The 11,899-nt window shown below is 41.7% G+C and carries 9 protein-coding genes and 2 pseudogenes; 3 read left to right on the top strand and 8 right to left on the bottom strand.

The window, feature by feature from the left end; genetic code table 11:
- Positions 1 to 94: 94 nt before the first annotated feature.
- From V7K49_RS24905 to V7K49_RS24885, 5 genes and pseudogenes are all read right to left on the bottom strand, one after another.
- A pseudogene (locus V7K49_RS24905) lies at positions 95 to 332 on the bottom strand (IS701 family transposase); the annotation flags it as partial.
- 160 nt (positions 333 to 492) lie between these two features.
- A complete protein-coding gene (locus V7K49_RS24900) occupies positions 493 to 696 on the bottom strand; it encodes a pentapeptide repeat-containing protein (RefSeq protein WP_335207996.1) in 204 nt (67 codons plus the stop codon).
- A 203-nt stretch (positions 697 to 899) separates the two neighbouring features.
- The gene (locus V7K49_RS24895) at positions 900 to 1,568 is read right to left on the bottom strand and encodes a hypothetical protein (RefSeq protein WP_335207995.1); all 669 of its coding nucleotides are present in this window, start codon (positions 1,566 to 1,568) and stop codon (positions 900 to 902) included.
- A gap of 443 nt (positions 1,569 to 2,011) precedes the next feature.
- The gene (locus V7K49_RS24890; protein WP_335207993.1) at positions 2,012 to 2,557 is read right to left on the bottom strand and encodes a DUF3124 domain-containing protein; all 546 of its coding nucleotides are present in this window, start codon (positions 2,555 to 2,557) and stop codon (positions 2,012 to 2,014) included.
- A gap of 74 nt (positions 2,558 to 2,631) precedes the next feature.
- A complete protein-coding gene (locus V7K49_RS24885) occupies positions 2,632 to 3,309 on the bottom strand; it encodes a potassium channel family protein (protein WP_334868592.1) in 678 nt (225 codons plus the stop codon).
- Positions 3,310 to 3,981: 672 nt separating this feature from the next.
- Here V7K49_RS24885 and V7K49_RS24880 point away from each other — a divergent pair.
- Positions 3,982 to 4,444 (top strand): annotated as a pseudogene (locus V7K49_RS24880) (ABC transporter permease); the annotation flags it as partial.
- A gap of 137 nt (positions 4,445 to 4,581) precedes the next feature.
- On the opposite strand, the gene V7K49_RS24875 reads toward V7K49_RS24880, so the two are convergent.
- Complete coding sequence (locus tag V7K49_RS24875) at positions 4,582 to 7,587, bottom strand: MFS transporter (protein WP_335207991.1); 3,006 nt, start codon at positions 7,585 to 7,587, stop codon at positions 4,582 to 4,584.
- Positions 7,588 to 7,877: 290 nt separating this feature from the next.
- Entirely contained in the window at positions 7,878 to 8,411 is a 534-nt protein-coding gene (gene infC, locus V7K49_RS24870; protein WP_273767490.1) for a translation initiation factor IF-3, read from the bottom strand.
- A 777-nt stretch (positions 8,412 to 9,188) separates the two neighbouring features.
- Here infC and V7K49_RS24865 point away from each other — a divergent pair.
- The gene (locus tag V7K49_RS24865; RefSeq protein ID WP_335207989.1) at positions 9,189 to 9,533 is read left to right on the top strand and encodes a hypothetical protein; all 345 of its coding nucleotides are present in this window, start codon (positions 9,189 to 9,191) and stop codon (positions 9,531 to 9,533) included.
- Positions 9,534 to 9,918: 385 nt separating this feature from the next.
- Here V7K49_RS24865 and V7K49_RS24860 read toward each other — a convergent pair whose 3' ends face one another.
- Positions 9,919 to 10,281 carry a hypothetical protein gene (locus V7K49_RS24860; protein WP_335207988.1) on the bottom strand — a complete coding sequence of 121 codons (363 nt, stop codon included), beginning with the start codon at positions 10,279 to 10,281 and terminating at the stop codon, positions 9,919 to 9,921.
- A 255-nt stretch (positions 10,282 to 10,536) separates the two neighbouring features.
- On the opposite strand from V7K49_RS24860, the gene V7K49_RS24855 reads away from it, so the two are divergent.
- Entirely contained in the window at positions 10,537 to 11,580 is a 1,044-nt protein-coding gene (locus V7K49_RS24855; protein WP_334868584.1) for a DMT family transporter, read from the top strand.
- The last annotated feature ends 319 nt before the right edge of the window (positions 11,581 to 11,899 follow it).

The following is an 11,899-nucleotide window of genomic DNA, read 5'->3' as shown; positions in this document are numbered from 1 at the left end:
AAATCTATGGAGTATGGTTTCATTGCTAACAAATTTTATTTTTCTTATCTGTATAGTACATTTGGTTGTCTCTCACCCGAGTGAAAACCGCTATATAAGACTTATCAATTACTGTATCCTCGTAACTTATGTTCCACCGCTCAAATTGATATGTGGTCTTAACTCGATAAATAAATCCTTGGGTTCAGACTGCTCCGGCAACAAAAATCTGTTGACACTATCATGAGATAAATCTTCCAGGATTCTTGTCAAACGTACACATCCTGGGTATTTTTATTCGCCAGGAGAAATAGAGTGTAAGTGTTCAAGTCTAGCCCTTTAAAGGTGGGCATATGTACTATCAAAGTTTTTACGGCATTTCAGGCATCGCCTGGAATTGAACAAAGAGATTATGCATTCAACTCCAAATTTGTGGACTGTAAATTATAGCGATCGCCTGAGCCAAAATACCAAAATTGGGTTAAAATATCATTTCTTTCATAGTACAAGCGTTCACCTTGAAAGGGCTAGTACTAGGGGTGTTCGGAAATCCACCAGTGCATCTGGCAGGTTCACTCGCCACAGGCTAGTTCTTCCCAAAAACACGCGGTTTAGCCTCGCCTCTGATATATTTGCAGCGTAGAAAGTTGCATTATTCAAGTTGGTTTCAGAAAAATCTGCTCGATGAAAGTCCGCGTAGGTTGCATTGACAATCATGGTGCGTTAAAGTCGTGTAACGCACCCATGTATCCTAGAAGAGTAGCGATCGCACTAATAACGTAAGTTGCTAGTTAGTGCCCGATAACGCTATCAAAATGATAGAAAAACCTTATCTTTTAGTATTTATAAATACTAAAAGATAAGGTTATTATACTTATGAATAGGCATTTTTTGATAAATAGCAACTTGGGTTAATAGGCTTAATAGCTGGCTATGTCAACCAGACGTAAGCCTTTCTGGCTCGCTTCCTTCCATTTGGCAATGAAGCCGTTCCAGTCGCTGTCCCAGAGAATATATCCACCGCTATCGGCACGGAACACTCCGGCAAAGAGCCGCTTACCGTTCTCTACATAGGATTCAAGGCTAATCAGACGCAAGCCATTCTTACTCAATTCATCCCACTTAGCCGTAAAGCCAGACCAATCAGAGGCATATAGAGCGTAACCATCGGTGCCAGAACCGAATACCCCGTTAAATAACTGCTTACCGCCCTCAGAATAGCTCGATAAGTCAATCAGTCGCAGTCCCTTTTTGCTCTCTGCATCCCACTTGGCTGTGAACCCCTGCCAGTCCAGTCCAACCCACAATGAATAAGGGTTCGTTCCGGCTCGGAACACACCAGCGTAGAGTCGTTTGCCTCCTTCGAAGTAGGTTTGCAAGTTGATCAAACGGAGTCCCTGTTTGCTCAGTTCCTCCCACTTGTTCTTGAAATTGTCCCACTCCACGCCAGCCCACAGGGCGTAAGCATCTGTGCCAGCCCGGAAAACTCCAGCGATCTTCAGCAATTCGGTATCGCTAAGAGGATCAATCGTGGAGAGGGTATTAGAGACACCTATTCTTAATTGCTCACTTGACTGAATGACTGTCATATTGTCTGCTCTTTATAAGGAAAATGCCAAAAACCCGCAAGTAAATCCTTCAAAGATTTGACCAAGGTTGCTAGGGCACTTTTGACTGTGCCACAGAGAGTTTTTATCTGGAAGAATAACTGTAAAAAAACTGATAACGATGGCTTCAGCCTCTTTGGAGTAACAGTTTGACTAACCGTGTCTAAAGCCACGGTTAGTCAATGACTTACATACCATTACAGTTATCTGCTTGATATCGTATCTTACCCAAAGCTTGAGATGTATAATTATAATTGTATAAAGTTACACTTTTTACAAAATGTAATAAACTGAGAGCACGATGACAGAGACAAGTGAAATTAAGAAATATTCGCTAATTTTTCATCGTCAATCTTCAATATTTATATACATCTAGTATGTCTTTGTAACTAACCGTATTTACACTAAGTAGAAACTCTTTATGATTATGAATTAGGTTGACTTTTGATGACTCTACCGGGACTAATAAAAGAAATTCCTTGTTGAAAGTCAGTACCAATCATGACTGCTTCCACTATAGGTTCGGATATATCTGTTTGGGCTACCCACTCTACAATAAAGTTTGCGCCTAAACCTCCACTAGTGTCATTTCTATTAATAAAAAATTCTGTAGAAGCTAGTGCATCAAGCTGAATAGGGCGCTCTAAATACTGTTTAACTAATTTTCCATCTGAGTTATAGTAGCGGACGGAAGTAATGATCATCGGATTGGTCAAATCTGTATTCCGAATACTGAGCGTAACTGCTAACTCAAAAATCTCCTGGCGATTGTGATGATAGATATGAGAATAGACAGGAACATAAACAGTTTGACCGCTTGCTATCTTAAAATTCTTATCCAGCGTCACTATTTTTTGAGATGGGGTTGCTTGAGTGGCATCGGGTTGTGACTTGGGTGGAATATTTGTTGATTGACAAGATACAAGAAAAATAACAGCGATCGCTAAATAAAGATGTGGATACGGCTTCATTAAAACTATTTACACCCATTTTTTATACATCTGTAGCTAACCCCATTTAATAAAGAGTTTAGGTAGGGACTGGCTCAACATTTTTGTTCAATAAAATCAATTACTTGGTGTAAACATCCTGGTTTAGTCACAATCAGCACTGTTGAATGAGGTTCCAGTATTGTACTGCCATTAGGAATCATTAAGTCTTCATGAGGATGGGGTTGATAGCCAATAATTAGCGAACCAGTAGGAAACCCGGAATCCTGAGCGATTTCGGCAACGCTACGACCAGCAACATAGCAATTGTTTGGGATAGCAAGTTTCAGAACCTCAATTTGCCCTTGCTCAAAATGCATCATTGATTCTACTTGCGGATACTCAATGGCATTCACCATTGTTGAAACTGCTAGTTCAACAGTACTGATGATATGGTTGGCTCCAGCTATCCGCAGTGGTTCGGCAAAATCGGGGTGGCGCATCCGACTTAAAAGGTGGGGAACACCATAATGTTTCGCAAGAGTTACCATTGCCAAGTTTAAAGCATCACTTCTCAGGACAGCTGCCAAGGAGCCGGCTTTCCGAATCCCAGCTTCTAATAATACTTCTGTACTCACAGCACTTCCTTCAAAAGCCATTGCTCCTACTTGTTCGCGGGCATAACGACAAGCTATAGGATCAATGTCAATAACGGCAACAGTATGTCCTACTTCTACCAGTTTTTGGGCTAAAGTCAGCCCCACTAAGCCTGCTCCACCAATTAGTACGTACATGAATGTTCCTAATGCTCTTTCACTTCTTACTTCACTTTATAGGCTAACAAGGAAATGAAGGTGTAGCTTGTGAGGAGAATTCGGTACTTAGAGCCTATCTGATTTCATTGCCTTTCTAATCATTTTGGATTACTTCTTTTTTTTGAAGTCCCTAATTTATTTAGGACTTACGCAAAAATCGCCAAAAAGCTTAATTTATCGAACCGCCAAGCCGCCTTCTCTACGAGACACTACGTGAACGCGCAGCGTCTCGTAGATGAGCCACCGCAAACCAAAATCATTAGTTTAGAAGAAGCGAGTACTAAATTTCAAGCATTACCTGGGAAAGTCAGTTTTCTAGTTCAGGAAGGCAAAACAATACAAGCTGCATTAAATAGCAAAACACCCCTGGCAGTTGGTTCTGCCTTCAAACTAGCTGTACTCAAAGCACTAAAATCAGAAATTGCCTCTGATCAGCCGACATGGAAAGATGTAGTACAATTGCAGGCTAGTTGGAAAAGTTTACCATCTGGAATGTTACAAACATGGCCATATAGGTTTTTAACTTATGATGTTAAGCTATTTTCTTTTGCAAATAATTTAGGCAATTATTTGTTTTTGAGGGAATGTCTAATTAAAGAGCATAGTTGTGAGATCCTGGGCAGTATGAGTGAAAAGGCTATGGTTGACCCCCAATTGCGAGGTAAGCAAGACATCGCTGTCATCTCTGATAAATCTTTTAACGATCTGATTAACCAAATCACTCAAGTACTGTCGTTGACACTGGCAGCGATCGCTAGCATTTCGCTGTTAGTAGGTGGTATTGGCATCATGAATATCATGCTAGTCTCAGTGACTGAACGCACCCAGGAAATTGGCTTACGTAAGGCACTTGGGGCAACTCAAGAAGCGATTCTAACTCAGTTTTTGATTGAGGCTAATCATTCTGTCAGTAGCTGGCGGTTTAGTTGGCGTTAGTGTGGGCATCAGTGGCACTACGATTGTGGGACTTTTTACCCCTTTTAAACCCAGTGTGCCAGTAGGGGCGATCGCTATGGCTGTCGGTGTCTCTGGTGGGATTGGTCTAATTTTTGGTGTTGTTCCAGTTCGTAGAGCTGGTCAACTCGACCCAATAGTTGCTTTAAGAAGCGCTTAAAATGTCAAATTTACTATCTACTCGTTTTTCTTCGCCTAGAAAACATTTCTCAAGTCTACGATTGTGGAGAAACACAAGTCCAAGTACTGTTACTTAGCAGCAATGGAAATAACAAAATTATTCCAGCGGAGGTTTTTTCAATTGTAATTTTTAAACTGATATTTTTCGAGTAACTCTTTAACTTGAGCAGCCACCAGAGGATGTGGATCTTTTTCTAACTGGGGTAAGATTTGCAGGAGAACGCGATGTGAAACCAGATGCAAGTATGCGATCGCAGCTTCTCTGACAAAGCCAGTTGGATGACGCAAACTCATTAAAATCTCAGAACTTGTCAGTCGGATGCGAGTCACTTGAGCAAAATGGAAACAGCAAGCTAGGCACCAGTCAGAAAGCAAGTTACCCAACATCAGCAATCTGTGGAGGCGATCGCTAACTACCATATTTTCATATTCTAGGATCTTGGCTTCTACAAGATGTTGCAATTTTTCTGCCTGCGGTCGATTATCTAAAGTATTCAGCAACAGAGACTTTGAAGACAGAGTTACGGTATGCTCTAAGATTTCTAAGCCCCGCGCTAAGTTTACCACTGAGAGCGATCGCAGATTAAATGCTGCTGCCTGCATCTTTTCTGGGGAGTAAAGCAGTCTCAGTAACAGTAGCAGCCGCTCTTTGACATCCAATTCCAATTCTAGGAGGGCGCGTTGCAGTAATTCAGAGACAATCACAATCCTCTCACTTGATTGATAATTTTCTTTTTCGTCTAGTGTTTTGAAGTCAATGTAGGCGGCGTAAATCTCACCTAAAAACTTTAATTCCTGTTCTATTAAATTTTCTACCTGACTTTCATAAAACCGATCTACTAAACCTGTAATTCCTGGTTGTTTGTGTATTTTTAGTAAGCTGTGGAGAATATGATCCCTAGTAGTTCCCCAAGATGATTCCAAGTTTTCCCATAAAGTCTCCAATGCTTCCTGGGTGCCAATTTGAGCAATAGTCCGCCAAGCATACATCCGCACTACTTCTGGTTTGTAAATATTGATAGCCAACTGCAACAGCATCTCTACAGCTTCATTCTCCAGTTGTATTAGGGCTGACATTGCTGTACTGCGGGTTGATTTATAATAAAGTGCTGCAATCAGTGCCGAATAGTACTCCTCTAAATGGGTTGCTGCAATCATTTCCAATACGGCACAGCGCACTCGTAACGACTCATCTTGTAATAAATTCGGGATGTAAATCCGCAACGCCTGCAAATAAACTGCTTCTCTGAGCGCTCTGACTCCATTCACCCGTTCCCGTTCTTGCTTATGAGTCAACATCCGGCGCATGGTTTGAGTGGCTGCTACCTTTTGCATGGGCGTTCCTTGGCGTAAGACTAAAGCGGCGGCAGTGGCGCGGATGAGTGAGTTTTGGCGAGGGTTCAAGTATTCTTCTAGGAGGCTTAAATTGGGATTTGGTTCAGCCAGCCAAACATAGCGCAGCGCTAAAGCAAATACTTCGGGGTTAGTTTGTTGGGGTTGTTCTAACAAAGGACGGATGGCGGCTAGATAAGCGGGATTGGCACCTGCCATCAGCATCACCTCCAAACTTTGGCGCTGCAAATCTGGGGTTAACTTGAATAATAGGGGTGCTAAAACTTCCGCAGCTCCTTGAGAGTCAATTTGGGCTAAAAGTTCAATACAAGAACGTTTATCAGCCTCACTGCCTTTTTCTGCTAAAGCTTTGACTACCTCCTGCTTAAAGAATCGCAGACCCACATTCGTTGCACTTAAGTGACCCCGTGCCACACTTAAGACTAACAGTTCAACATAACGCGCTCGCAATTCCCAAACTACTTTTAAACAGGCACTAGCTATCAGCATTGTTTCTGCTACCAACACCCACTTTTGTAGGGGTACGGGTATAAACCTCCCACAAAACAATAGAGTTACAAAAATTAGCGCTCCTGTCAAACCTGTAGCGATCGCTTCGGCGGTTCCGCCAGATAAAGTCTGCATCCGGCTGCGAATTGCCTCTGGAATCGGTTGGTACAGGATGGGGCCGCTACTCATGACAAAGGTGTAGCGCAGAAGTTCATCGCAGAATTTGACAATCACCAGACCCCAAAAAAAGCTTTGCGATTGTATGGCTGGAATTAAATGCAGGAATACCAGCACTCCTGGTAGTGAAAAGCCTACAGTGATTGGTAAAAGTGTGGCTGTGAAAAATACCCCCATCCGTTCGATGAGTCGGCTGGAAATAAACCACTGCAACAACAACTCACACAGTCCTAACATGCCACCAAAAAGACCCAAGAAGCTAGCGAGTTCTCGATCACCCAAATTAGATTGAAGTTCGCGCAGATATTGAAAATCTACTAACAACCCAATGACTTGCAACAGACCCACAAAGGCAAACAATTGCCAGACATAGCGTTTCAGCGGACTTTTAATGAAACGCTCTCGTGAGGTTTGTTCTTCAGAAATTAGTCTTTGTGGAGTTTCAGGAAAAGCTGCTCGATAGTGATGAGTTAAATAGAAGAGAATCCCCGATCCTAATAAAATTACTATACAGGCGATCAGGATGATTTTATTCAGCGTGGTGTATTGCACTAGCCAAGGCAAACTAAAGCCACTAATCACATCTGCTACCAAAAGACCACTACTCACCAGTGGGTAAGTGCGCTTAATCTCTCGAATGTTAAATAGTTGGTTAGCAACGATGGAGGTGTTGAGATCATTGACCACATAAAGTGCATCTACCCACAGCCGCAGCAGAAATACCGAAATAACTGCCAGGTATGAAACATGCCATCCCCAACGTAATAAAATTAATAAAACTAATGGCATCAACATGCAAGGTGCGATCGCTACAATCACCCGGCGTAAGGGAAAAATCTTTTGTAACCAAGAGTATAAAAAAACCAGTCCTGCACTCATCACGGCACTGGCAATATACATCCACGGCAGTAGGTTAGTTCCGTATTTATCCAAAAACAGCGCCACCGTACTGTCCTCTGCCCACCGCAATCCTACACATATAGTTGTGTAAAAAACAAACATTATCTGAGTCCGTTCACTCTCCTCTGGTCGGAGATTCACCCACTGTAATAGTCGTGGTAAAGCAACTTTATTTGCAGCCAACCAGTGATTTTTCAGTTCCATGCAGTTTTATTTTCTGGTAGTATCACCGCGCAATAGGCGAGTAGGGATCTGGCGTTGCAGGGGAAGAAAATACTTCCTTGTCCTCCTCGTCCCTCATCTCCTGGAAATAGCAAAAGTCCTGAGCAACTGAGTCTTATGTTTCCCACTCAGCTTTCAGGACTATCGATTTTCGATAAATTTAAATGACCTCAGTACCTTTGGGCGGATGTTGTATCCAAACGAAAAACGAAAAAATCCTCTGGCTATAAGCCAGGGGATTTTCAAACTCGGTCTATTAAACAGTTAGAGAATTATTTTTTGGGCGAGATGAGCATCATCATGTTTCGCCCTTCTTTTTTAGGCATTTGTTGAACCTCACCAAACGGCTCCAAATCCGTTGCCATTCGCTTGAGCAAATCTTCTGCTAGGTCGCTGTGTTGAATTTCTCGACCCCGGAACATCACAGTAGCTTTGACTTTATCGCCATCTTTCAAAAAGCGCTCTGCTTGCTTAACACGCACGTTGTAGTCGTGTTCTTCTATTTTGTAGCGCATCTTAACTTCTTTAACATCAGCCGTGTGCTGCTTTTTCCGGGCTTCTCGTGCTTTTTTCTCCTGCTCAAACTTATATTTCCCGTAGTCCATAATCCGACAAACTGGCGGGTCAGCTTTATCACTGAGTAACACCAAATCTAACTCTTTTTCTTCTGCTAGTTGTAGTGCTTCCAGTGGGGGCATAATTCCCAGTTGGGCACCGTCAGTGTCAATCACCCGAATTTTCGGGAAGCGAATTCGTTCGTTAATTTGGGGCAGATCGCGAGTTCTTTTCTTCTCAATCACAGGCATTATGATTTGTGGGAGCTCTTAATGAAGGATTTGGTGTGGTCTAAATTGGTATGCCGCAGAGGCAAAATACTTAAATAACTCAGGACTGAAAACATAGTCTACAGTTCTAGGGTAACTAATCTATAAAATAATTGCCTAGTTGTATTTGTCATTCTACTGACTTTGAAAGAATTTTTTTGCAATAGTTAATCTAAATAACACAACATCAACTCATGTTAAATATTATTACAATTATTTCGCAATGCAATACTTTTTCTGATCGCATTGAGCAACATATCTCCAGAATACCTTGATCACAGATGCAGGACATCTAGCAAAACTAATGAACTTTTCGCTTACCCACTCACCCACCAGGGATTAAAACTCCCTGGAACCAATAGCCAAAGTCCTTTAAACAGGACTAATAAAAGGTTCCACTCCACTTGAGTGGACTTCAGCCATTAGTCTTGCACTTGAGTGTAACGCAGGATAGGTTGACTCAAGGTCAAAACCTGCACACAAATCTAGATTTAGATGAGCTTATGACCAATTCAGCGCACCTACGTAAAGATAACCTTATGATCGTTCACTGCAACAATTGGCTTGAGGGATTGAGACGTCTGTAGGGCAGTTTAAGCTGATTTTGACCCGGTGTAATTATGATATTGCGCGATCACCTTATCCAAAGATTGCGTCAAATCTGTCAAGTCGAAATTCGGCTTTTGCTGGTGCAGTAATCTCGTAGAACTCTTTATACCGCCCCGAGTGGAGGAATTCGGATAGAAGGCACCAGCCTGTATGATGGTAATGGGTTTGAAAACAGTGCCGGATTTGGTAATGATGTTAACTTCTGCTAATCAGGTGCGGGAGGAGTTTGGCATGTGGATTGATGATAAAATCTATAAACAACTGATGCAAGTAGCTGCTGATTTAGAGAGTTGGGCTACTACAAGAAATTTGGCGATCGCAACTGCTGAATTAATTGATTTTCGGCAACAAATAATAGTGCAATTATTTAATAATCATTTAAAGATTAATTTATCAATTTGTGCTGAAATAAAATCAGCATGGGAATCATCGATATATGGTGAATTCCAAAAATCAGATGTTGCTTGGGTTACTGTTTTATTTCCTGATGCTTAGAGTCCACTGCAATCTGGCTGTGCCGCTAAATTTTCCCCGATTTTTATCAGACGTTTCTGGCCTCTAGGGTTTCAGGTGGGGTCCCAATCCCCATCTGCAAAATTCCCCTTGTCCCCAAGTTTCTTTCTTCAATTTTATGGTAGCTGGCATTGTCTAGGATAAATAAAATTAATAGACCATTAAAGGTAAAAAGATTAAATTTTCTTTTTACCTTTGCCCTTTAACCTGATTCTGGAAGAACTTTAATGCCTTTTTGTGGAACACTAAATCAGACTTTTACTAGGGCGTGGATGCAACGTGGCTTGTCCTCAGACATCGCAACCTAGATGTAATCAAATAGCTCCTCTGGTTTTAGCAAAATATTAATTGAAAAGTGGATATAGTATTACTTCACTTCACTGGGCTCAAACATAGTCACCTTACCTTTCTTAATTGCAACAATCACATCGTAGTGTGCACAGTAAGAGAATGTGATATCATTGGCTTTGTTGTAAAGGTTAACTACGTGACCTGCACCACCTACCTGGATACCGATTGGCTCCAAGTCACCATAAAAGAAACGACGTAGTTGATCACCACTACCAATCTTACCCTTACTCTTAGTTAGCAAGTCTAGTTTCTGTGTTAGAGTCATCTCTTGGGCTGCTGATGCCTGCACTAATAACGGATTGATTACCTTTAATGGTGCGTCCCAAACTGTGAGAAAACCAACCAAAGCGACACTTGTAAGTATGGGTGCAAGTTTCATTTGTTACTCTCTTCTTTGTTTTATCCTGAACATCCCAAGCATCTCAGGTGAGAGTGAGAGCTGATTGAAACTAAGCCACTAGTTTCATGAATTTATCCTTTGAGAAAATTTAGTTGATTATCAGCACTTTCTCAGGCAATCATGGTTACTCTAAGTCACAGCATAATTTAAGTATTTTCTCAACAAAATCTCATTTAGAACTGAATGATGGCAACTTAATATAATGAGCAATGCTTTCATTGCAGTAGTGTTATTGTGACTAGACCCAAAAGACCACATCGCCTAATTCATAGAATTTCGGGACAAACATATCTCTGGCTAGCAATGCTAATTTTTGCAGCATCTGGCGCAGTTACCCGGAAGCTAACAGAAATTGGTGCTGAACATTTCATAGGCAATCGCAATCCGATTTCTTTTTGTAATGTTTTATTCGTGGGAAACCTTTGCGCCTTGATACTTCTGATCCTAATTTATGGGCGACAGTGGAACAAAGCTACTTTGAAGCAACTCTCAAGTCAGGATTGGGTCAGTCTAACAGCAGTAGCTATTTTATCGGGAGCGTTGGCCCCTGGCTTAATTTTCCAGGCATTTGCACTCACAGGAGTAAACAATGTCATCTTGGTGGGACGTTTGGAACCGCCTCTAACTCTGGCTTTATCAGTCTGGTTATTGAGGGAACGGGTAAATATTTGGGAATTTATCGGAGCGATCGCAGCGTTTGTCGGTGTTATCCTAACTATCATCCTTCAACCTCCAACAGAAGACATGATGAACATGGGAGGTTTCGGGTTAGGCATAGGGGAACTTTTGGCAGCAGCAGGATCAGTGGCTATAGCCGCTTCTACGATTATTGGTAAGAAACACCTTTCGCAGATCCCGCTGGGAATCTATAGCATCTTTCGGACTGCACTAGGAACCGTAATCTTTTTCCTCATTGCTTTAGTCGTCTATGGCAGCGATCATTTTGCTAATGTCCTCTCACCGTTCTTGTGGCAATGGATGTTTCTCTATGGTGGGTTGATTGTGGTAATAGGTCAGTCTTTTTGGATTAAAGGCTTGAAAACTTCGACTGTATCTATGGCTTCCTTAGTTAGCTCATTCAGCCCAATTGTGGGCATTCTCGCAGCCTATTTAATTTTGGGTGAAGCTCCTACCCGACCTCAATATATTGGCGGTAGCTTGATTTTAGTAGGTCTATTCTTAAGCCAAGTTGGTATTTGGCGTCAAACTTCTAGCAAGGTTAGTTCTACTCAAGCACAGCAACAGGTAGAAACTAGTATGGGATTCAAGGGGATTTGAAGGAGGCAGAAAAATTTTAGATTTTAGACTTCGGCTACGCTCAGTCGAACGATTTTGGATTTTAGATTGAATAAGATTTACGTAGAAGAGATCCCCCAACCCCCTTAAAAAGTTAGCTTTTAAAATCTCCCTCTTTTTAAGCTACGGTGTACACACATCTCTACACAGGATGCAAAACATCGTACTGTTGAACAATCTAAAACCGCAAATCCAAAATTGAAGGGACAGGGGACAGAAGGGAAGAAAGCTTATGTCCTAAGCCTTTGCGTTATTTTTAATCTGTACAGTTATTATTGCCTTGCGGTACTATTATGTCAAA

The organism is Nostoc sp. (assembly GCF_036919675.1).
Lineage (GTDB): Bacteria > Cyanobacteriota > Cyanobacteriia > Cyanobacteriales > Nostocaceae > Nostoc.
The sequence above is the reverse complement of the archived record's forward strand: the minus strand, read 5'-3'. Positions and strand labels throughout refer to the sequence as shown.